The organism is Streptomyces sp. NPDC001606 (assembly GCF_053596835.1).
The window spans coordinates 13,729-35,534 of sequence record NZ_JBSFHC010000017.1 but is presented as its reverse complement, the minus strand read 5'-3'; the positions used below and the strand labels follow the sequence as shown (position 1 = coordinate 35,534).

Below are 21,806 nucleotides of genomic sequence, written 5' to 3'. Positions count from 1 at the left end.
GCCGCGGGCACCCGGCGGACCCTCACCCGCGCAGCCGGGACATGGCCGGATCGAACAGCGGCTCCTGCGCCACCACCGCCGCCACGCGCCGTCCGAAGTACCCGATGTGCACGGTCCGGCCGGGCACCGCCAGCTCCGCCGGGAGCCACGCGTACGCGATCCCGGTGCCGACCGTGTAGCCGTAGGCGGCGCTGGTGACATGGCCGACGGCGCGCTCACCGTCGTACACCGGCTCCTTGCCGAGGACGGCGGACCGCGGGTCGGCGAGGGTGAGGCAGGTCAGCTTCCGCCGTACCTCCGCCGCGCGGCGCTCCAGTGCGGCCTTGCCGACGAAGTCGTCCTTGTCGAGCCGGACGGCGAAGCCGAGGCCGGCCTCGTAGGGGTCGTGCTCATAGGTCATGTCGGTGCCGAAGGAGCGGTAACCCTTCTCCAGACGCAGGCTGTTGAAGGCGCCGCGGCCGGCGATGATCCCGCCGAGCGGCTCGGCCGCCCGCCACAGCGTGTCCCACAGTTTCAGGCCCTGGTCGGCGGTGGTGTACAGCTCCCAGCCGAGTTCGCCGACGTAGGAGAGGCGCAGCGCGGTGACGGGCACCGAGCCGATGTAGGCGTGCCGGGCGCGGAAGTACCGCAGGCCCTCGGCGGAGAAGTCGTCGTCCGTCAGCGGTTGCAGCACCTCGCGGGCGAGCGGCCCCCACAGGCCGATGCAGCAGGTGCCGGCGGTGATGTCGCGGACCTGGACCGTGCCGTCGGCGGGCAGGTGGCGGGAGAACCAGTCGAGGTCGAGGTTGCCGTTGGCACCGACCTGGAAGCGGTCGGGGGCGAGGCGGGCGACGGTGATGTCGCTGCGGATGCGGCCGCCCTGGTCGAGCAGCAGGGTGTAGGTCACCGAGCCGACCGACTTGGCGACCCGGCCGGTGCACAGCCGCTCCAGGAAGCCGGCGGCACCGGGGCCGGTGACCTCCAGGCGCTTGAGCGCGGTCATGTCGTACAGGGCGGCCGTCTCGCGGGTGACCTGCGCCTCGGCGCCGACGATCGGTGACCAGTACCGGGCGGCCCACTCGTCCGGGGTGGGGATCGAACGGCCGTCGAGGAGGCCCGCGTTGGCCTCGTACCACTGCGGGCGCTCCCAGCCGTTCGCCTCCAGGAAGAACGCGCCGTGTTCCTGCTGGCGGCTGTAGAAGGGGCTGGTCCGGATCGGGCGGGGGGCGCCGGAGGGCTGGAGGGGGTGGAGGATGTCGTACACCTCCTCGAAGTTCCGGCAGTCGCGGGCCAGCACGTACTCCGGGGCGAGCTGGTGCGGCTCGAAGCGGTTGACGTCGCACTCGTGCAGGTCGAAGGAGGAGCAGTAGCCGTCGACCAGCCACTCGGCCATGGCCCGGCCGACGCCCGCGGAGTGGGTGACCCAGACGGCCTCGGCGACCCAGAAGCCCTGGACGTCCGGGGACGGGCCGAGCAGCGGGAAGTTGTCGGTGGTGAAGGAGAACAGGCCGTTGATGCCCTGCTCGATCCCGGCCTCCTTCGTCGCGGGCAGCAGGGACTGGGTCTCGGTCCAGGCGTCCGCGAAGTCCTCCTCGGTGAACGCGAGCACGGACGGCATCGACTCGGCCTCGTCCACGGAGAGGATGTCGTCCGCGGAGACGGGCATGGGGCGGTGGCCGTAGTAACCGATGCCGAGGCGGTCGAAGCGGTCCCGGTAGTAGAGGTCGGCGTCCTGGTGGCGCAGGATCGGCCGCACCGCCTCCTGACTCTGGCCGGCGAGGGCGGGGACGGGGCCGGTCCAGGCGAGCTGGTGGGCGAGCGGGGTGAGGGGGAGGTTCATCCCGGCCATGCGGGCGATGCGCGGGCCCCAGATGCCGGCGCAGCAGACGACGATGTCGGCGGGGATCTCGCCGCGGTCGGTCAGCACGCCGGTCACCGCGCCGTCGGCCGTCAGCACGTCGAGGACCTCGTGGCGGGCCAGGACGCGCACGCCGCGCGCGGTGGCCCGGCGCAGCTGCGCCTCGACGGCGAGCACGGCCCTGGCGAGGCCGTCGGTCGGCACCAGCAGGCCGCCGAGGACCCGGTCCCGGTCGACGAGCGGATGCCGCCGCACACACTCGTCCGGGGTGAGCAGGTGCGCCTCCACCCCCCAGGCGGTGACCCAGCCGTGCCGGCGGTGCAGTTCCGCGAGGCGCTCGGGGGTGGTGGCCACCTCCAGGCCGCCGACCTGGAGGAAGCAGGGCTCGCCGTCGACGTCGAGGGAGCAGAACTTCTCGACGGTGTAGCGGGCCAGTTCGGTCATGGTCCGGGCGGAGTTGGTCTGGAAGACCAGGCCGGGGGCGTGCGAGCTGGAGCCGCCGGTGGCGGGGACGTCGCCCTGGTCGACCACGGTCACCTCGGTCCAGCCTCGGGCGGAGATCTCGTCCGCCAGGGCCGCTCCCACGACGCCCGCTCCGATGATGACCACTCGGGGTCCCGCCATCGCTCAACCTCCGCACATTGAGGCCGACAAAGTTGCTTTCTACGCAACTTGGTTCAGGCTGCGCAACTCAATGTGCCCGTCGCCGCGGAGGGGTGTCAAGGGGGGCGGTGACGGCGCGAAACGGCCCGGAAAGCGGCAACGCCCGGCAGACGGCGCGCCGTTGTGCGCACCGCCCGCCGGGCGTGGTGGACCGGCCTTCCCGGGGCCCGGGTCACTTCAGCCAGGCGGCCACCTTGTCCCGGTTCGCCTCGACCCACTTCTTCGCCGCCGCGTCGTCCGACATCTTGTCCACGGCGATGTACCTGGCCACCGTGTTCTGGTCGTCGTTCGTCCAGGTGAAGTTCTTCACCAGCCGGTACGCCGGGCTGCCCGACCGGGCGAAGCCCGCACTGACGATCTTGTCGAGGTCGTACACGGGGTAGTCGCAGGCGACCTTCGCCGCGTCGGCGTCGCACCCCTTCCTGTAGGCGGGCAGGCCGACCTTCACCAGCGGCACCTCCGACATGAACCACTGGGGCTCGTAGAAGTAGCCGATCACCCACTGCTTGTTCTTCTCGGCGGTGCGGAAGGCCTGGATGAGCGCGGTCTCGCTGCCCGCGTACACCACCTTGAAGTCCAGTTTCAGGTTCTTGACCAGGGCGGCGTCGTTGGTGACGTACGACGGGTCGCCGTCGAGCAGCTGACCCTTGCCACCCGACTCGGAGGTGCGGAACCGGTCGGCGTACGTGTCGAGGTTCTTCCAGTCGGTGATGTCCGGGTGAGCCTTGGCCAGCCACGGCGGCACGAACCAGCCGATGACGCCCTTGTTGCCGGTGGGGCCCGCCTCCACGGCCGTCTTCTGCTCGGTGATGTACTTCTTCTTCAGATCGTCGTGGCCCCAGTTCTCCAGGACGGCGTCCACCTCACCGGTCCCGAAGCCCTGCCAGGCGATCTCCTCCTTCAGGTCCTTCTTCTTCACGGTGCAGCCCAGGTCGTGCTGTGCCACGTACGCGACGACCGCCGCGTCCGCCTGGTAGCCGACCCAGGGGTTGACGGCCAGGTTGAAGGTGCCGCAGGCGCCGTGGGAGGCCTTCGCGCCCGCGGAGCCGGTGTCGCCGACCTTCGCCCCGCCGCAGGCCGTGAGGGTGAGGGCGAGGATGGCCAGGCCGGCCGCGCCGGCGCGCCAGTGGTGTGCCATGGTGTCGTGCTCCTTATGCCCGCGTGCGTCGCGCCGCAGCCTGAGTGATCCGGTCGAACATGACTCCGAGCAGGACGATGGCGAGTCCCGCCGCCAGCCCCTTGCCGTACAGCTCGCCCCGCGAGAATCCGGCCACGACGTCGTAGCCGAGGGCGCCTGCCCCTACCAGGCCGCCCACCACCACCATCGACAGCACATAGATCAGGCCCTGGTTGACCGCGAGCGTCAGGGCGCCGCGTGCCATCGGCAGCTGGACCTTGGTGATGATCTGCCAGGTGGTGCACCCGGCCGAGGTGGCCGCCTCCACGGTGGACCGGGGCACGCCGCGCACCCCGTCCGCGATGATCTTGATGGCGACGGGCGCCGCGTAGACGACGGCCGCGACGATCGCGGTGAACCGGGTGGCGCCGAACAGCGCCAGGAACGGCACGAGATACACGAACGGCGGCATGACCTGTGCGGCGTCCAGGGTGGGCCGCACCAGCCGGTCCGCGAGCCGGCTGCGCCCCATCCAGACGCCGACGACCACGCCGAGGACCATGACCAGCGCCGTCGCGACGACCGTCGAGGCCAGCGTGGTCATGCCGTCCGACCAGACGCCCGTGCCGACCAGCAGGCCGACGCACACCGCCGTGGTGAGGCCGGCGCGCCGGCCGCCCAGCACCAGGGCCGCGCCGGCCAGGACGGCGCCGACGAGCCACCACGGGGAGTCGGTGAGCAGCGACTGGAAGGGGTTGAGCAGGCCGTTGGTGAGGCCGTCGCGGACGGCGTTGGTGAGGCCAGACAGGTGGTCCTGCAACCAGGTGGTCGCGGTGTCCGCCGCGCTCGCGATGCGGCTTCCGGCGCTGCCGCCGCCGGGGAACTCCGCCGCCCACACATAGGTGTGCGAGAGGTAGACCAGCACCGCCGTGAGCACCGCGCCCGCGCCCAGCAGCGGCCGGCGCCACTTCGCGAAGCGGCCGCCCGATCGCCGCGCGGTCTCCTCGCGTGCGCCGGCCGCGGTCGTGACCCGGTCCAGCACGATCGCCATGACGACGATGGCGAGGCCCGCGTTGAAGGCCGTACCGACGTCGAGGGACTGGAGCGCCTGCATGACGGTCTTCCCGAGGCCGGGGGCGTCGATCAGGGCCGCGACGGTCACCATCGCCAGGGCGGCCATGATGGTCTGGTTGACGCCCATCACCACGGTCCGTCGGGACATCGGCAGCAGCACCTTCAGCAGCGTCTGCCGGCGCGTGGCGCCCATCGACTCGGCCGCCTCGACCGTCGTGCGGGGCACCGTGCGCAGCGCGTGTGCCGTGATGCGGATCGCCGGCGGGGCCGCGTAGACGACGGTGGCGATGGTGGCGGAGGCCCCGCCGATGAGGAAGAACAGGGTGAGCGGCGCCAGGTAGACGAAGGTGGGCATCGTCTGCATGAAGTCGAGGAAGGGGGTGATGACCCGGTTGAAGCGGTCGGACAGCCCGGCCCCGACGCCCAGCGGGATCGCGAACAGCAGCGCCACGAGCACGGCGCACAGGATGAGCGCCAGGGTGTCCATGCTCTCCTGCCACAGGCCCTGCACCCCGAAGAAGGTGAAGCCGGCCACGGCCAGCAGCGCGACCCGCCAGTTCCCCACGGCCCAGGAGACATAGCCGGCCAGCCCCACGACACCGAGCCAGCCGATCTGCGGGACCGGGCGGGTGCCGGACGGCTGGGAGATCAATTGCTGGACGAAGGTCACCAGGGTGTCGATGACCAGCCGGATCTCGTTGAAGAAGTACAGGAAGAGCGGGTTGGAGTTGCGGTGGGCTCCGACGGTGTCGTCGAGGTCGTTGATCCACCGGTGCAGACCGGTGAGGTCCGCCGCCGCGAGCGACAGGGTCTGCCGTCCGCGCAGTACGGCGAAGAGCACCAGCCAGACCACCAGGATCGCGCCCACCAGCACGGACCGGCGGACCCTGCGCCCGTCCGCGCCCCGAGGCGGCTCTTCGGCGGCCGCCGCCCGCTCCGGTTTCTCCAGGACGACGGTCATCGGGCGTCGCCCTCCCGCCCCGCGACCACCGCGAGGATCTCCTCGTCGCCGACGATGCCGAGCAGCGTGCCGTTCTCGACGACCTTCACGGGCTTCTCGGCGGCGAGCACGGCCCGGGTCGCCTCGCGTACCACGACGTCGGGGCCCAACTCCGGGCCGTCCAGGGCGTCTTCGTCGGCGGGCGGGCGCATGATCCAGCGCAGGGTGAGGACGTCGCCGCGCGGCACGTCCCGCACGAAGTCCCGGACGTAGTCGTCGGCGGGGGCGCCGACCAGTTCGTCACCGGTGCCGCACTGGACCGTCCGGCCGTCGCGCATGATCAGGATGCGGTCGCCGAGTTTCAGCGCCTCGGAGAGGTCGTGGGTGATGAACACCATGGTCTTGCCGACCTCGCGGTGCAGGCGGACGACCTCGCTCTGCATGTCACGGCGGATCAGCGGGTCGAGCGCGGAGAACGGCTCGTCGAAGAAGAGGACGTCGGGGTCGCCGGCCAGGGCGCGGGCGAGTCCGACACGCTGCTGCATACCGCCGGAGAGCTGGTCGGGGTAGGAGTTCTCGTATCCGGCGAGGCCCACCAGTTCGACGGTCTCCAGCGCACGCCTGGTCCGCTCGGCCCGGCCCATGCCCCGGATCTCCAGCCCGAACGCCACGTTGTCCACGACCCTGCGGTGCGGCAGCAGGCCGAAGTGCTGGAACACCATGGAGAACTTGCTGCGCCGCAGTTCGCGCAGGCGTCTGGCGTCGGCGCCGCGGATGTCCTCGCCCTCGAAGACGATGTCCCCGGCGGTGGGTTCGATCAGCCGGGTCAGACATCGCACCAGGGTGGACTTGCCGGAGCCGGACAGCCCCATGACGACGAAGACCTCGCCGGGCGACACCTCGAAGTCCACGTCCCGGACGGCGGCGGTGCACCCGGTGCGCTCCATCAGCTCCCGGCGGCTGAGCCCGCACAACTCCGCGGAGCCCGGCACCTCGTCGGCCTTCGGCCCGAACACCTTCCACAGCCGGCGCACGGAGATGACCGGGGTGCGCGCAGTCGAGTCCTGGGACGTGTCGCGCCGCTGCGACACCTCGGTCTGGGCTGGGGTCATGACCGACCTCTCTTCGCCGTTCAGCCGCGGAACCAGTGCTGCGGCCGGGGTTGGATGTTCTGCCAGACGTGCTTGGGCTCCCGGTACTCGTCGAGGCCGGCCGGCCCCAGTTCGCGGCCCACGCCCGAGCGCCCGAAACCGCCCCACTCCGCCTGCGGCACATAGGGGTGGTAGTCGTTGATCCACACGGTCCCGTGGCGCAGCCGGCGCGCGACCCGCTGGGCCCTGCCCGCGTCCTGCGTCCAGACGGCTCCGGCCAGGCCGTACTCCGTGTCGTTGGCGATGCGGACGGCGTCGTCCTCGTCGTGGAAGCGCTCCACGGTGAGGACGGGCCCGAAGGACTCCTCGTGCACCACCCGCATGTCCTGCCGGCACTCGTCCAGCACGGTGGGCGGGTAGTAGAAGCCGCCCGCGAGCGCGGGGTCCGCGGGGCGGGCGCCGCCGCAGCGCAGTACGGCTCCCTCGGCGAGGCCCGCGGCGACGTACGCCTCGACCTTCTCGCGGTGCGGCGCGGAGATCAGCGGCCCGGTCTCGGCGCCGGGGTCGAAGGGGCCGCCGAGGCGGATGAGCCGGGCGCGGCGCACGACCTCGTCGACGAAGGCGTCGTGCAGGCAGTCCTCGACGATCAGCCGGGCGCCGGCCGAGCAGACCTGCCCGGAGTGCAGGAAGACGGCGGTGAGCGCGAAGTCGACGGCGGTGTCGAAGTCGGCGTCGGCGAAGACGACGTTCGGGTTCTTGCCACCCAGTTCCAGCGCGACCTTCTTCACCGTCGCCGCGGCGGCGGCCATGACGCGCCGTCCGGTCTCCAGCCCGCCGGTGAAGGACACCAGGTCCACGTCCGGGTGTTCGGCCAGCGGCGCGCCGGCCTCGGCGCCGGCGCCCAGCACGAGGTTGGCGGCGCCGGCCGGGAGCCCCGCCTCCGCCAGGGCCCGCATCAGCAGGATGGCGGTGGAGGGCGTCAGCTCACTGGGCTTGAGGACCACGGTGTTTCCCGCGAGCAGGGCCGGTGCGACCTTCCAGGAGGCCTGGAGCAGCGGGTAGTTCCAGGGGGTGATCAGTCCGCAGACGCCGACCGGCTCGTACTCGACCCGGCTGAGCGCGTCGGCGCGGCCGGTGTCCACCACCCGGCCGGCGCTGGTGCCGGCGATGCCGCCGTAGTAACGGAAGCAGGCGACGACGTCGGCGAGGTCGTACTCGCTCTCCACCAGGCGCTTGCCGGTGTCCAGGGACTCGGCGCGGGCGATCTCCTTGGCGTCGCGCTCCAGGATGTCGGCGGTGCGCAGCAGCAGCGCGCCGCGCTCCCGCTCGGGGGTGTGCGGCCAGGGGCCCTGGTCGAAGGCGAGCCGGGCCGCCGCGATGGCCGCCTCGGTGTCGGCGCGGGTCGCCTCCGGGACCGTCGCCACGAGCGTGCCGTCCGCCGGACAGCGGATCTCCCTGCGGCCGCCGGCCAGCGCGGCGCGCCATTCCCCGTCCACGTACAGATCTGCCACGGCCACGCCCTTCGAGGAGAAGCAGTTGCGCATGGTGCATCGGATTGCTCGTGGTGGAACACCCTGGCCGACGGGGCCGACACCCGTCAAGGGGTCGGCGCCCCCGCCTGTCCCGCCTGTTTCCGGGCGTCGGGGTGGCGGTAGTAGGCGACGTCGGACGGCGGCAGCGGCTTCTTGCCGAGGATGAGGTCGGCCGCCTTCTCGGCGATCATCATCACCGGGGCGTAGATGTTGCCGTTGGTGACGTAGGGCATCACGGACGCGTCCACCACGCGCAGCCCGTCCAGCCCGTGCACCCGCATGCTCAGCGGGTCGACGACGGACATCTCGCCGGTGCCCATCGCGCAGGTGCACGAGGGATGCAGTGCGGTCTCGCCCTCCTTGGCCACCCAGGTGAGGATCTCCTCGTCGGTGTCGACCGAGGGGCCGGGCGAGATCTCGCCGCCGTTGTAGGGGGCGAGGGCGGGCTGGCCGAGAATGCGGCGGGCGACCCGGATCGCCTCGACCCACTCGCGCCGGTCCTGCTCCGTGGAGAGGTAGTTGAAGCGCAGCGCGGGCTTCACCCGCGGGTCCCGGCTCCTGATCTTCACCGAGCCGCGGGCGTCGGAGTACATGGGGCCCACGTGCACCTGGTAGCCGTGGCCGCCGGCCGGTGCGGAGCCGTCGTAGCGGACGGCGACCGGCAGGAAGTGGAACATCAGGTTGGGGTACTCCACGTCCTCGTTGCTGCGCGCGAAGCCGCCGGCCTCGAAGTGGTTCGTGGCCGCGGGCCCGGTCCGCAGCAGCCACTGGAGCCCGATGAAGGGGGCCCGCCACTTCGCCATGTACGGCTGCACGGAAACGGGTTGCCGGCAGGCGTACTGGACGTACACCTCCAGGTGGTCCTGGAGGTTCTCGCCGACGCCCGGCAGGTGGTGTACGACGTCGACGCCGAGGGCGGACAGCTCGGCGGCGTTGCCGACGCCGGAGAGCTGGAGCAGCTGCGGGGTGTTGACGGCGCCGCCGCACAGGACGACCTCGCCGGCCCGGACCTGCTGGGGCGCGCCGCGGCCGCGCCGGTACTCGACGCCGATGGCGCGCTTGCCCTCGAACAGCACCCGGGTGACGAGGGCGCGGGTGCGGACCGTGAGGTTGGGCCGCCTGCGCACGGGCTTGAGGTACGCCTTGGAGGCCGACAGGCGCCGCCCGCGGTGGACGTTGCGGTCGAACGGGGCGAAACCTTCCTGCCGGTAGCCGTTGACGTCGTCCGTGGGGGCGTACCCCGCCTGCCGGGTGGCTTGGAGGAAGGCGGTGAAGAGCGGGTTGACGGCCGGGCCGCGCTCCAGGACCAGGGGGCCGTCATGGCCGCGGAACGCGTCGTCCGGGTCGGCCGCCAGGCAGTTCTCCATACGGCGGAAGTAGGGCAGGCAGTGGGCGTAGTCCCAGGTCTCCATGCCGGGTCCGGCGGCCCAGCGCTCGTAGTCCATGGGGTTGCCGCGCTGGAAGATCATGCCGTTGATGCTGCTGGAGCCGCCGAGCACCTTGCCGCGGGCGTGGTAGATGCGCCGGCCGCCCATGTGCGGCTCGGGCTCGGACTCGTACTGCCAGTCGTAGAAGCGGCTGCCGATGGGGTAGGTGAGCGCCGCGGGCATGTGGATGAAGACGTCCCACGGGTAGTCGGGGCGGCCCGCCTCCAGGACGAGCACCCGGTTGCCGGGGTCGGCCGAGAGGCGGTTCGCCAGTGCGCTGCCGGCCGATCCGCCGCCGACGATGACGAAGTCGTAGTGCAGGAGGGCCATGGTGCCTCGTCTCACTCGCGCCGTCGATTGCCGGGCATGCTAGTACGGGTATCTCAATGCGCACCAGGTTGCGAACAACGCAACTTGTAAGGGCTGGGTAGCCAGCCTGTTACTTGCGTCCGCGTTGTTTACCACGCGTATAGTTTCGTTATGAGCAACATGAGTCCGGACATCGAAACGAACGGCTCGCCGTCCGGCGGGGTGCAGTCCGTCGACCGCGCCATCAGCGTGCTGGAGATCCTGGCGCGGCGAGGCGAGGCGGGTGTGAGCGAGGTTGCCGCCGAGATCGAGGTGCACAAGTCGACCGCGTTCCGGCTGCTCGGCGCCCTGGAGGCGCGGGGTCTCGTGGAGCAGACCGGCGAGCGGGGCAAGTACCGGCTCGGCTTCGGCATCGTCCGGCTGGCGGGGGCCGTCACCGCCCGGATCGACCTCACCCAGCAGGGGCGACCGGTGTGCGAGCGGCTGGCCGAGGAGATCGGCGAGACGGTCAATATCGCCGTACGCCAGGAGCAGTATGCGATCAACCTCTACCAGGTGCGCGGCACCGCCGCCGTCACCGCGCACAACTGGGTCGGCCAGCTGACCCCGCTGCACGCCACCTCCAGCGGCAAGATCATGCTGGCCCATCTGCCCGCCGGGGAACGGGCGGAGCTGCTGGCCCGGGCCGGCCTGAAGAAGCTGACCCCGCACACGATCTCGGCGAAGACGAAGCTTGAGAAGAACCTCGCCGCGGCCCGGGAGCGCGGTTACGCCTGGACGCTGGAGGAACTGGAGATCGGGCTGCACGCCATGGCCGCCCCGATCCGTGACCGGGAGGGCCGGGTCATCGCGTCGATCAGCGCCTCCGGGCCCTCGTACCGGTTCACCGAGGAGCGTCTGCACGAGCTGGCTCCGGTGCTGGTCAAGGGCGCGGAGGAGATCAGCCACCGGATGGGGTACCTGGGCTGATCCCGGCGCCCGACCGCCGCACGGCCCCGCCGACGCCCGCCGGCGGGCCGGGGGCATCCCTCACTCCGGACGGCGGGTACCGAGACGCTCGTTCACCCAGTCGTGGAAGGCACCGATGTGGTGCTCGCTGGGCACGAGCACCCCGCCCTTGGCGTACAGCCGTGACCCCATCCCCGGCTGGGTGCGCTCGCAGGCCTCGAAGTCCTGGCGGTTGACCCGGTCGAACAGCTCCACCGACCGGCTGACGTCCCGGCCGCTCTCCACCACCCCGGGCAGATAGAGCCAGTCGCACTCCACGACGGTGCGGTCGGCGGCGGCCGGGTACATCCGGTGGAAGATCACATGGTCGGGCACCAGGTTGATGAAGACCTGCGGTTTGACGGTGATGGCGTAGTAGCGGCGGTCCTGTTCCTCGGACACCCCCGGGATGCGGTCCAGCCCCGCCGAGCCGTCGACGGTGAAGCCCTGGATGTCCGCCCCGAACTCCGCGCCGTGGCCCACGTAGTACTGGGCGGCATAGCCGTCGGCGAACTCCGGGAGGACCTCGGTGAGTTCGGGATGGATCGTGGCGCAGTGGTAGCACTCCATGAAGTTCTCGACGATGAGCTTCCAGTTCGCCCTGACGTCGTAGACGATCCGGCGGCCCACCGAGAGCCGGTCGACGGCGTAGTGCTCGATCGACTCGACATCGCCGAGCCGGGCGGCCACCGCGCCGACGACGTCCTCCTCGAAGGAGGGCGGGTCCTCGGCCAGGCACACCCAGACATAGCCGAGCCATTCGCGCACGGCGACGCCCACCAGGCCGTACTCGGTACGGCCGACGTCCGGCATCCTGGTGAGGTTGGGGGCCGCGACGAGCCTGCCGTCGAGGTCGTACGTCCAGGCGTGGTACGGGCACTGGAAGGCGCGCCTGACCTCGCCGGCGCCCTCGGTGCGGAGCCTGGCGCCACGGTGCCGGCACACGTTGAAGTAGGCGCGGACCGAGTGGTCCCGGGCGCGGGTGACGAGGATGCTCTCGCGGCCCACGTCGACGGTGCGGAAGGCGCCGGGCTTCGGCAGGTCGGCGGCGCGGGCGACGCAGAACCACATCGTCTCGAAGATGCGCTCCTGCTCCTGGGCGAAGACCGCGGGGTCCGTGTAGGCGGCACCGGGCAGCGTGGCGATCAGGCTGTCCGGCAGGCTGGTCGAGGTCACGGTGCACTCCTCGGGAGACGTCGAGGGTCGGTGGATCACGCCGGGGCGCCGTGGGACGCGGCGGCGCCGAGCTGCTTGCGCCAACGGGTGAAGACCCGCGGCCGGTTCATCCCGAGCACGGCGACCGGGCGGCCCGCCCGCCGGTAGACCGCCAGGAAACTGCGGTCGTCGGTCGAGCCCTCCTCGACCGTCACGCTGTCGGCGCCGGCCGCGTGGCCGGCGAACTGGATGCGCACTCCGTACTGATCGGACCAGAAGTACGGCGGCCGGGGTGGCACCGGTTGCGTCGCACCGCCCCCGAGCAGCGCGGCGACCGCCGCGTCGGGCCGTTCCAGCGCGCCGGTCCAGTGCTCGACCCTGCGATGGCCGCCGGTGTGCGGGTCGTACCAGTTGGCGCAGTCGCCGACGGCGACCACCCCGGCCACCTCGGTGCGCCCGTCGGCGCCGCACCGCACGCCGTTGTCGAGCGGCACGCCGGAGCCTTCCAGCCAGTCGACGCAGGGACGCGCACCCACCCCGACGACGACGGTGTCGGCGGGCACGGTCCGGCCGTCCGCCAGCAGGACGGCGGACACCCGGCGCCCGCCGCTCAGCCCCTTGACCCCGACCCCGCACCACAGCCGTACGCCGTGGTCGTGGTGGAGGGCGGAGACGACCCCGCCCATGGTCGCGCCGAGCGGTCCGGAGAGCGGGGCCGGCGCCGCCTCGACCATGGTCACGTCCAGGCCGAGGGTGTACGCCGTGGCGGCGACCTCCGCGCCGACGAACCCGGCACCGATCACCACCAGCCGGCCGCCGCGGGCGAGGTCGTCCCGCAGGGCGCGGGCGTCGTCGAGGGTGCGCAGCACATGCACCCCGGCGAGTCCCTCGGTGCCGGGCAGGGTGCGGGCGGCGGCTCCGGTGGCGACCACCACGCCGTCGGCGCGTACCTCCCGGCCGTCGGCGAGCCGGATCGCGCGTCCGGCGCGGTCGAGTCCGGTGGCGCGGACGCCGAGCAGCCACTCCGCCCCGAGTGCCTCGTCGTCCCGCTCCAGCGCGAGATCCGCCGCGTCGAGGGTGCCGGCCAGGAACTCCTTGGACAGCGGCGGCCGGTCGTAGGGGCGATGGGGCTCGTCCCCGACGACGACCAGCCGGCCGTCGTAGCCCCGCTGCCGCAGGGCGCGCGCGGCCGACAGTCCGGCCAGGGAGGCGCCGACCACGGCCACCGTCCTCACGCGGGGCCTTGGGCCGCACGGGCGGCGATGCACGGCGGCAGGTTGGGCGCCTGCGTGGAGAGCCGGACATGGATCACGCCGTCCTCGACCACCACCTCGTGGGTGCGGACGGGGAGCCTGGCCGGGGGTGCGTCCACGGCTCCGGTCCTGAGGTCGAAGGTCGAGGCGTGCAGCGGGCATTCGACCGCGCAGCCCTCCAGCCAGCCGTCGGCGAGCGAGGCGTCCTGGTGGGTGCACGTGTCGTCGATGGCGAACAGCTCGCCGTCTTCCGTGTGGAACACCGACACGGGCGGGTCGGTGTCGAGCCGGTAGGCCTCGCCTCGCGGCAGATCCGCGAGGCGGCACGCGGGAATCATCATGACACCTCGGTGCGTATAGCGAAACGGATTGCGATGAGCGCAACGTCAGTCTGGGGGCGCCTCTGAAGCCTTGTCAAGGCGCGCACCGGCCTGGGTGCGCAGGGGCCGGCGCCGGTTTCCCGGGCAGCCCGAAGCGCCCGCGAAAGCGCAGGTGAGCAAGGGGGACAGCGGTGTCCCCCGGTACGCCGACGGCCCTGCCTGCGGTGCCGTCCACGGGGTCGTCACCGGAGGCAGGGCCGCGCGTGCGCGGGGTGTCGCCCCGGAGGTCAGAGGAGCACCACCGAGCGCAGGACGTCGCCCTGGTGCATCCGCTCGAAGGCCTTCTCCACCTCGTCCAGCGCGATCGTCTCGGTGACGAAGGCGTCCAGGTCGAGCCGGCCCTGGAGGTAGAGGTCGATGAGCAGCGGGAAGTCCCGGGAGGGCAGGCAGTCGCCGTACCAGGACGACTTCAGCGCCCCGCCCCGGCCGAAGACGTCCAGCAGCGGCAGTTCCAGCTTCATCTCCGGAGTGGGCACGCCGACCAGCACGACCGTCCCGGCGAGATCGCGGGCGTAGAAGGCCTGCCGGTACGTCTCCGGGCGGCCCACCGCCTCGATCACGACATCGGCGCCGAAGCCTCCGGTCAGCTCGCGCACCGCCTCGACCGCGTCGGTCTCCCGGGAGTTGACCGTGTGGGTCGCGCCCAGGGTGCGGGCCGTGGCCAGCTTGCGGTCGTCGATGTCCACCGCGACGATCCGCGCCGCGCCCGCCAGCCGGGCCCCGGCGATCGCCGCGGCGCCCACGCCCCCGCAGCCGATGACCGCGACGCTGTCGCCGCGTCCGACACCGCCGGTGTTGAGGGCGGCGCCGAGGCCGGCCATCACCCCGCAGCCCAGCAGCCCGGCGGCGGCCGGCGACGCGGCCGGGTCCACCTTGGTGCACTGGCCGGCCGCCACCAGCGTCTTCTCGGCGAAGGCGCCGATCCCCAGGGCCGGCGAGAGTTCCGTGCCGTCGGCCAGGGTCATCTTCTGCCGGGCGTTGTGCGTGCTGAAGCAGTACCAGGGCCGGCCGCGCAGACAGGCCCGGCAACTCCCGCAGACCGCACGCCAGTTGAGGATCACGAAGTCCCCGGGCACCACGTCGGTGACGCCCGCGCCGACCGACTCGACCACGCCCGCCGCCTCGTGCCCCAGCAGGAACGGGAAGTCGTCGCTGATGCCGCCCTCCCGGTAGTGCAGATCGGTGTGGCAGACACCGCAGGCCTGGATCCTGACCACGGCCTCACCCGGGCCGGGGTCGGGCACGGTGACCGTCTCCAGACTGACGGGGGCGCCCTTGCTGCGCGCGACGACGGCGCGGACCTGCTGAGCCATGGCCACTCCTCGGCTGACAGAGCTGACACAGGGGGCGAGATGTTGCCTGCGTTGCCTATTGCGGCACGCATCTCATGTTCCGCAACGAAGCATCGCGGAGGCCGGGGTGGTGGTCAAGGAGTGCGCTCGGCCCGGCATGATGATCACCATGACCTTCATCGCCCAGACCCCGATCACCGGCCTGGACCTCACCGGGTTCACCGAGCGCGAGCCCGGGCTGTGGACCGACGCGACGGGTGTCATCCTGTCGGTCCACTACTTCCCCCTGGTCCCGGACCTGCCGGCCCCGCTGCACGAGCTGGACCGGCTACGGTTCGCGAACGCGCACGGCGTCGCGCGGTCCGGGGGCGGCCTCATCGAGGCGGTGACGGGGAGCGTGGACGGGGTCCCGGCGCTCCGTCAGCTGATCAAGATGCCCTTGCAGAGCAAGTCCGGGCAGGCCTTCATCGGCAGCTGGACGCTGCCGAAGGACCGGTGCAGCGTGGTGGTGAAGGTGCAGGCCGGCGAGGCCGGGGTGAGCGGCGTACGGGAAGCCGTGGTGGCGGACCGGGTGGGGTTCACCGACTACTTCCAGCCGCACCCGTACGGCGGCGGCGGACAGCTGGGCGGACTGCCGTACCACGTGGCCGACTTGGAGCAGTGGGATCCCGAGTTCCCGGACCACCCGCTGACCCTGGTCCGTGCGGCGCTGCACCGCATCACGCCGACCGTCACGCTCCACGACCAGTTCAAGGCACTGCCGCCGTTCCCCGGCCCGCCGCCGTCCCCGCAGGGCGGCCAGGTCCCGCCGCCGTTCCCCGCCCCCGCGCCGTACCCGGGGCCGCACGCCCCCGCCACGGGACCCGGCGCCCCGCCGCACCCGGGCCCGGTGCCTCCGCCCGGGCCCCGGCGCGGCTGGTTCCGCCGCAAGGGTGTCTAGAGTCCGCGGCGCGGCGGCCGGGATGCCGGGCTACTGACGTACGATCGCGTCGATCCGCGCCAGTTCCTCCGCGTCGAAGTCCAGGTTCCGGATCGCTCCGACGCTGTCCTCGATCTGCTGGGCGCTGCTCGCGCCCACCAGCGCGGAGGTGACCCGTTCGCCGCGCAGCACCCAGGCGAGGGCCAGCTGGGCCAGCGTCTGGCCGCGGGACTTGGCGATCTCGTCCAGGGCGCGCAGCCGGCCGACCAACTCCTCGGTGACCGCGTCCGAGTTGAGGAACGGGCTGTCGCTCGCGGCACGGGAGTCCTCGGGGATGCCGTCGAGGTAGCGGCCGGTGAGCAGGCCCTGCTCCAGCGGGGAGAAGACGATGGAGCCGACCTGGAGCTCGTCCAGGGCGTCGAGCAGGCCCTCGTCCTCGGGGCGCCGGTCGAGCATCGAGTAGCGCGGCTGGTGGATGAGGAGCGGGGTGCCGAGCCCGGCGAGGATCCGGGCGGCCTCGCGGGTCTGCTCGGCGGAGTAGTTGGAGATGCCGACGTAGAGCGCCTTGCCCTGCTGCACGGCCGAGTGCAGCGCGCCCATCGTCTCCTCCAGCGGAGTCTTTGGGTCGGGGCGGTGCGAGTAGAAGATGTCGACGTAGTCCAGGCCCATCCGCTTCAGGCTCTGGTCCAGCGAGGACAGCAGGTACTTGCGCGAGCCCCATTCGCCGTAGGGGCCGGGCCACATCAGATAGCCGGCCTTGGTGGAGATGACCAGCTCGTCGCGGTACGGCGCGAAGTCGGCCTTCAGCGCCTCGCCGAACGCGGACTCGGCGGCGCCGGGCGGCGGGCCGTAGTTGTTGGCCAGGTCGAAGTGGGTGACGCCGAGGTCGAAGGCGCGGCGCAGGATGGCACGCTGGGTCTCGACGGACCGGTCCGGTCCGAAGTTGTGCCACAGGCCGAGGGACAGCGCGGGGAGTTTCAGGCCGCTGCGTCCGGTGCGCCGGTAGGGCATGTCGGCGTAACGGTCGGGGTGTGCGGTGTACAACGCGACTCCAGAGGGGTTGGCACACGGTATCCCGGTTCCGGTGAGCCCTGCGGCTCCCGTCACCGGTACCACTCTCGCCCGGGCGGTGTGCAGCGGTCCAACAGAAGAATCCGATGGGATTCAGCGACTAGGCTGCTCAATCATGGAACTGCGCCAGCTCGAGCACTTCGTGGCGGTGGCCGAGGACCGGCATTTCACCCGGGCCGCCGAACGCCTGATGGTGTCGCAGTCGGGTCTGTCCGCGTCCATCCGGGCGTTGGAGCGGGAGCTGCGGGCGCCGCTGTTCGTGCGGACGACCCGGCGGGTGACGCTGACCGAGGCGGGCCGCGCCCTGCTGGTGGAGGCCGAGCGGGTGCTGGCGCAGGTGCGCTCCGCGCACGAGGCGGTGGCCGCGGTGCAGGGCGTGCTGCGCGGCACGCTGGCGCTCGGCACCGAGCAGTGCATCGCCGGGGTGCAGGTGGCGCGGCTGCTGGCCGCGTTCCGCGGGCGCCATCCGGACGTGGAGATCCGGCTGCGCCAGGCGGGTTCGGGCGCGCTGGCCGAGGAGGTCGCGGCGGGGCGGCTCGATCTGGCCTTCGCCTACCGCACCCAGGCCGACACCGACCAGCTGCGTTCGGTGTCGCTGGCGAGCGAGCCGATGACCGTGCTGTGCCATCCGCGGCACCGGCTCGCCGCCGCGGTGGCCCCGGCCGTGCTCGGCCCGGACGACCTCGCCGGGGAGGTTTTCGTGGACTTCCACCCGGACTGGGGTCCGCGCCGTACCACCGATGCGGCGTTCGCCGCGGCGGGCGTCCGGCGCACGGTCGCGCTGGAGGTCAACGACGTGCACAGCCTGCTGGACCTGGTGGACGAGAACCTCGGGATCGCGGTCGTACCCCGGCACTTCCGGCACAAGCGGCCCGCGCTCACGGCGCTGCCGCTGAAGGGCGCCGGGGCGGTGGAGTACGAGACGGTCGCGCTGCTGCCGCCCGAGCGGTCCACGAGCCCCGCCGCCCGCGCGCTCGTCACCCTGCTGGGAACCCTGGACACGCTGCGCACGCCGGAGGCGCCGCAGAGCGGGGCAGCGGCGCCGTCCCGGCCGGGCTGCTGACCCCGCCGGCCGGTTCACCGGATTCCGGGCGCGGGCGGGACGGCTCTTTGCGATGGTGGACGGTATGCATGCCAAGGACATCCTCATCGACGGCTACGGCCGCATCCAGGAAGAAGTCCATGCCGCCCTCGACGGCATCGGCCCCGAGGCGCTGCACCACCGCCCGGCGCCCGACGCCAACTCCGTCGCCTGGCTCGTCTGGCATCTCACCCGGGTGCAGGACGACCACATCGCCGACGCCTTCGGCCTCGACCAGGTGTGGCTCTCCCAGGGCTGGGAGAAGCGCTTCGGCCTCGATCTGCCCCGGCAGGACACCGGCTACGGGCACAGCCCCGCCAAGGTGGCCAAGGTGCGGGTCGAGTCGGCCGACCTGCTGACCGGGTACTACGACGCCGTCCACAAGCAGACCCTGGGCGCCCTGCGCACTGTGGCCGCCAAGGATCTGGAACGGATCGTGGACGAGCGCTGGGACCCCCCGGTCACCCTGGGGGTCCGCCTGGTGAGCGTCCTGTCCGACGACCTTCAGCACATCGGACAGGCCGCCTACCTCAGGGGGCTGGTTCAGAGCGCGGCCGCGTAACCGGGCAGCACCACGTCCTCGATGAGGGCCTTGCGCTCGTCGAACGGGATGAAGGCGCTCTTGAGGGCGTTCACCGTGACCGTGCGCAGGTCCTCGACGGTCCAGCCCGCCTCGTCGACCAGCAGGGACATCTCCCGGGTCATCGTCGTGCCCGAGACCAGCCGGTTGTCGGTGTTGAGGGTGACCCGGAAGCCCAGGTCCTTCAGGGCCGTGATCGGGTGCTCGGCGATCGAGGTGGCGCAGCCGGTCTGGAGGTTGGAGGTGGGGCACATCTCCAGGGCGATGCGGCGGTCGCGCACCCAGGAGGCGAGCCGGCCCAGCTTGCCGTCCACGATGTCCTCGGTGAGGCGGACGCCGTGGCCGATGCGCTGGGCGCCGCACACCTGGAGGGCCTGGTGGATGCTGGGCAGGCCGTGCGCTTCGCCGGCGTGGATGGTGAACGGCACGCTCTCGCGGCGCAGGTGCTCGAAGGCGGCCAGGTGGTCGGCGGGCGGGAAGCCGTCCTCGGCGCCGGCGATGTCGAAGCCGACGACACCCGCGTCCCGGTAGGCGACGGCCAGGTCGGCGGCCTCGCGGACCCGGTCGAACATGCGCATGCCGCACAGCAGGGTGCCGACGCGGACCGGGGTGCCGGCGGCGGCCGCCTTGGCCATACCGGCGGCCAGGCCCTGCTGCACGGTCTCCACGACCTCGCTCATGGTGAGCCCGCCCCGGGTGTTCAGCTCCGGCGCGTAGCGCACCTCGGCGTAGACGACGCCGTCGGCGGCCAGGTCGAGGACGTACTCCTCGGCGGTGCGCAGCAGGCCCTCGCGGCTCTGCATGACGGCGAGGGTGTGCTCGAAGGTGGCTATGTAGCGGACCAGGTCGCCGGAGTTGGCGGCCTCGAAGTACCAGGCGGCCAGCTCGTCGGGGTCGGTGGTCGGCAGGGTGTGGCCGATCTCGGCGGCGAGTTCCACGACGGTGGCGGGGCGCAGGCCGCCGTCGAGGTGGTCGTGCAGGACGGCCTTGGGCAGCCGGCGGAGGATCTCGGGGTCGATGCGGTGCGCGGTCATGGCAGGCGTTCCTCGGGTGGTGCGGTGGGATCTCAGTGGGTGGCGGGCTGGAGCAGGTCCCAGCGGTTGCCGTACAGGTCCTGGAAGACGGCGACGGTGCCGTACGGCTCGTGCCGCGGCTCCTCCAGGAAGGTCACGCCGGCGGCGGTCATCCGGGCGTGGTCACGGGCGAAGTCGTCGGTGTGCAGGAAGAAGCCGACGCGGCCGCCGGTCTGGTCGCCGGTCCGGGCGCGCTGCGCCTCGCCCTTGGCACGGGCCAGCAGCAGACCGGTGCCCGGTCCGTCGCCCGGCTCCACGACGACCCAGCGGGAGCCGTCGGGGCGCGGGGCGTCCTCGGCCAGACGGAAGCCGAGGGCCTCGGTGTAGAAGCGGATCGCCTCGTCGTAGTCGTCGACGACAAGGGTGACCAGGGCGACGCGTCGCATCGGAACCTTCCGGTGGGGGTGGTTAGCCGAGGAGGTTATACGTAAAACCCGACGGATGCCAGTCCCTTTTCTACGCGCGTCGCTACGACCGTTCGGCGGGCCTGGGCAAGGGGCACGGGAGCCGGCGGAGCAGCCGGCAGCGGCGCGGGCGGCACGGGGTGTGAGGGGGCCGGCGAGCAGGGCCTGGGCACGCTGCGGAACCGGGCCCCCGGCCGCCGCGGCGGCCGCACGCTCGGCGGCCTTGCTTAAGGAGTGGCCGTCAGGGCCGCTCTTCGCCCTGGGCGACCTCGATGCGGTGGTGGAAGTCGGCCATACCGGTGACCGAGGCCACGCAGGAGCCGGCGGCGCAGACGAGCAGCAGGGCGGCGACGGCGCGGCCGGCGCGGGGCGCGAGCGGGGCGGCCAGCAGGGCCTGGACGCGCTGGGGGACCGGGCCGCCGGCCGCCGCGGCGGCGAAGGCGGGACGCGACGAACGGGCCGACTGACCGGCGAGAGCCGCGCGGGCGATGGCCCGGGCGGTCAGCCGCCGGTCGCCGACCGAGGCGGCGGCGTCCTCGTCGGCCGCGCGCTCGGCGGCCAGCCGGATGGAGTCGCGGACCCGGCGGAGCGCAGGATGGCAGTGCGCGGCCAGTTCGGCGGCGGCGAGGAAGTAGTGGTGGCCGCCCGCGTTGTGCGCCCGCTCATGGGCGAACAGCGCCTCCCGCTCCCGGCCGTCCAGGCTGCGCAGCATCGCGGTGGTGACGACGATCCGGTGCGGGCGGCCCGGCAGGGCGTAGGCGTCGGGGCACGGCGAGTCCACCACGCACAGGTCCCCGGCGGCGGGCCCGCGCCCGGCCTCGGTGCGGGCGGCGCGGAAGGCACGGGTCTGGCGCAGTACCGAGCGGACCAGGCTCAGCGCGCACACGGCGAGCGCGCCGACGGAGGTGGCCGCGGCCGGGAGCACGACGAGGTCGGAGGCGGTGCGCAGCGGGTGGACCAGCTCGCCGAACGCGGCGAAGAGCGGCAGCTTGAGCAGCCCGGTGAGCACGAACGCGCCGAGCGCCGCCAGCGAGCAGCCGGCGAAGACGACCGCGCATCCGGTGAGCGCCCACAGCGCGGTCAGGGGGGTCAGCCGGGCGACGGCGCGCCGGGCCAGCGGGGGCAGCGCGCAGGGCAGCAGCAGGGGCAGCAGGAGCAGCGCGGTCATCGGTCGTCGGATTCGAGCAGATCCCGCAGGATGCGTTCGTCGTCGGGGTTGAGCTGGGCGACGAAGCGGGCGAGGACCGTCTCGCGGTCGCTGTCCCGGTCCAGCTCGCTGTGCATGCGGCGGGCGGTGAGGCCCTGGGCGTCCTGCGCGTCGCGGACCGGCGCGTAGGCGTAGCCGCGGCCCTGGCGCTCCCGCTCGACCACACCCTTGTCGTACAGCCGGGTGAGGATCGTGGTGACCGTCGTACGGGCGAGGTCCGCGCCGAGGCTGCGCTGGACCTGCGCGGGCGTCTGGGGGGCGCCGGCGGCCCAGAGCGCGGCCATGACGCTCGCTTCGAGCTCGCCCGCCGGCCGGCGCTCGTCCTTCGCCTCGGTCATGGAACGTCCTTCACCCCGTCTTCGCCTGCGGCGGCCCGTGCGCCCGCCCGTCCGATGGTAGTCAATCGTTCCTTCG

19 protein-coding genes are annotated in these 21,806 nt (G+C 72.5%); 4 read left to right on the top strand and 15 right to left on the bottom strand.

From position 1 onward, the window contains the following. Window positions 1-22 precede the first annotated feature (22 nt). From ACWCV9_RS27160 to betA, 6 genes are all read right to left on the bottom strand, one after another. Window positions 23-2,461, bottom strand: a complete 2,439-nt coding sequence (locus ACWCV9_RS27160) for a GcvT family protein (protein WP_450790368.1) — start codon at window positions 2,459-2,461, stop codon at window positions 23-25. Between the two features lie 211 nt (window positions 2,462-2,672). Next, the gene (locus ACWCV9_RS27155; RefSeq protein WP_450790367.1) at window positions 2,673-3,638 is read right to left on the bottom strand and encodes an ABC transporter substrate-binding protein; all 966 of its coding nucleotides are present in this window, start codon (window positions 3,636-3,638) and stop codon (window positions 2,673-2,675) included. 13 nt (window positions 3,639-3,651) lie between these two features. Next, window positions 3,652-5,652 (bottom strand): ABC transporter permease, encoded by a 2,001-nt coding sequence (locus ACWCV9_RS27150; RefSeq protein WP_450790365.1) that lies wholly within the window; start codon window positions 5,650-5,652, stop codon window positions 3,652-3,654. Then, window positions 5,649-6,743 carry a quaternary amine ABC transporter ATP-binding protein gene (locus ACWCV9_RS27145; protein ID WP_450790363.1) on the bottom strand — a complete coding sequence of 365 codons (1,095 nt, stop codon included), beginning with the start codon at window positions 6,741-6,743 and terminating at the stop codon, window positions 5,649-5,651. The genes ACWCV9_RS27150 and ACWCV9_RS27145 overlap by 4 nt, the downstream gene beginning before the upstream one ends. A 20-nt stretch (window positions 6,744-6,763) precedes the next feature. Next, complete coding sequence (locus ACWCV9_RS27140) at window positions 6,764-8,233, bottom strand: aldehyde dehydrogenase family protein (RefSeq protein WP_450790361.1); 1,470 nt, start codon at window positions 8,231-8,233, stop codon at window positions 6,764-6,766. 86 nt (window positions 8,234-8,319) lie between these two features. Then, window positions 8,320-10,011, bottom strand: a complete 1,692-nt coding sequence (betA, locus tag ACWCV9_RS27135) for a choline dehydrogenase (protein WP_450790359.1) — start codon at window positions 10,009-10,011, stop codon at window positions 8,320-8,322. Window positions 10,012-10,161: 150 nt separating this feature from the next. On the opposite strand from betA, the gene ACWCV9_RS27130 reads away from it, so the two are divergent. Further along, window positions 10,162-10,959: an IclR family transcriptional regulator gene (locus ACWCV9_RS27130; RefSeq protein WP_385841099.1), complete on the top strand. Its 798-nt coding sequence runs from the start codon at window positions 10,162-10,164 to the stop codon at window positions 10,957-10,959. Window positions 10,960-11,019: 60 nt separating this feature from the next. On the opposite strand, the gene ACWCV9_RS27125 is transcribed toward ACWCV9_RS27130, so the two are convergent. The 4 genes from ACWCV9_RS27125 to ACWCV9_RS27110 form a co-directional block, all read right to left on the bottom strand. Beyond that, window positions 11,020-12,153 (bottom strand): aromatic ring-hydroxylating oxygenase subunit alpha, encoded by a 1,134-nt coding sequence (locus ACWCV9_RS27125; RefSeq protein WP_450790357.1) that lies wholly within the window; start codon window positions 12,151-12,153, stop codon window positions 11,020-11,022. 35 nt (window positions 12,154-12,188) lie between these two features. Next, a complete protein-coding gene (locus ACWCV9_RS27120; protein WP_450790355.1) occupies window positions 12,189-13,367 on the bottom strand; it encodes an NAD(P)/FAD-dependent oxidoreductase in 1,179 nt (392 codons plus the stop codon). Further along, window positions 13,364-13,726 (bottom strand): bifunctional 3-phenylpropionate/cinnamic acid dioxygenase ferredoxin subunit, encoded by a 363-nt coding sequence (locus tag ACWCV9_RS27115; RefSeq protein WP_385841102.1) that lies wholly within the window; start codon window positions 13,724-13,726, stop codon window positions 13,364-13,366. Before ACWCV9_RS27115 ends, ACWCV9_RS27120 begins: the two co-directional genes overlap by 4 nt. A gap of 266 nt (window positions 13,727-13,992) precedes the next feature. Then, window positions 13,993-15,078, bottom strand: a complete 1,086-nt coding sequence (locus ACWCV9_RS27110) for an S-(hydroxymethyl)mycothiol dehydrogenase (RefSeq protein WP_385841103.1) — start codon at window positions 15,076-15,078, stop codon at window positions 13,993-13,995. 148 nt (window positions 15,079-15,226) lie between these two features. Between ACWCV9_RS27110 and ACWCV9_RS27105 the strand changes: the two genes are divergently transcribed. Then, window positions 15,227-15,997 carry a hypothetical protein gene (locus tag ACWCV9_RS27105; RefSeq protein ID WP_450790353.1) on the top strand — a complete coding sequence of 257 codons (771 nt, stop codon included), beginning with the start codon at window positions 15,227-15,229 and terminating at the stop codon, window positions 15,995-15,997. Between the two features lie 30 nt (window positions 15,998-16,027). Here ACWCV9_RS27105 and mgrA read toward each other — a convergent pair whose 3' ends face one another. Continuing rightward, entirely contained in the window at window positions 16,028-17,020 is a 993-nt protein-coding gene (mgrA, locus tag ACWCV9_RS27100; RefSeq protein WP_450790351.1) for an L-glyceraldehyde 3-phosphate reductase, read from the bottom strand. Between the two features lie 142 nt (window positions 17,021-17,162). Between mgrA and ACWCV9_RS27095 the strand changes: the two genes are divergently transcribed. Both ACWCV9_RS27095 and ACWCV9_RS27090 read left to right on the top strand, forming a co-directional pair. Then, window positions 17,163-18,110, top strand: coding sequence for a LysR family transcriptional regulator (locus ACWCV9_RS27095; protein WP_450790350.1), 948 nt, complete (start codon window positions 17,163-17,165; stop codon window positions 18,108-18,110). A gap of 64 nt (window positions 18,111-18,174) precedes the next feature. Next, complete coding sequence (locus ACWCV9_RS27090) at window positions 18,175-18,690, top strand: mycothiol transferase (RefSeq protein ID WP_450790348.1); 516 nt, start codon at window positions 18,175-18,177, stop codon at window positions 18,688-18,690. Here ACWCV9_RS27090 and ACWCV9_RS27085 read toward each other — a convergent pair. The 4 genes from ACWCV9_RS27085 to ACWCV9_RS27070 all read right to left on the bottom strand — a co-directional run bounded on the left by ACWCV9_RS27085 (window position 18,672) and on the right by ACWCV9_RS27070 (window position 21,730). Next, window positions 18,672-19,742 (bottom strand): adenosine deaminase, encoded by a 1,071-nt coding sequence (locus tag ACWCV9_RS27085; protein ID WP_450790346.1) that lies wholly within the window; start codon window positions 19,740-19,742, stop codon window positions 18,672-18,674. The genes ACWCV9_RS27090 and ACWCV9_RS27085 overlap by 19 nt on opposite strands. 32 nt (window positions 19,743-19,774) lie before the next feature. Then, window positions 19,775-20,167, bottom strand: coding sequence for a VOC family protein (locus ACWCV9_RS27080; RefSeq protein ID WP_385841109.1), 393 nt, complete (start codon window positions 20,165-20,167; stop codon window positions 19,775-19,777). A 259-nt stretch (window positions 20,168-20,426) separates the two neighbouring features. After that, window positions 20,427-21,353, bottom strand: coding sequence for a M48 family metalloprotease (locus tag ACWCV9_RS27075; protein ID WP_450790344.1), 927 nt, complete (start codon window positions 21,351-21,353; stop codon window positions 20,427-20,429). Beyond that, on the bottom strand, window positions 21,350-21,730 hold the full coding sequence (locus ACWCV9_RS27070) for a BlaI/MecI/CopY family transcriptional regulator (protein ID WP_450790342.1): 381 nt from the start codon (window positions 21,728-21,730) through the stop codon (window positions 21,350-21,352). The genes ACWCV9_RS27075 and ACWCV9_RS27070 overlap by 4 nt, the downstream gene beginning before the upstream one ends. Window positions 21,731-21,806 lie beyond the last annotated feature (76 nt).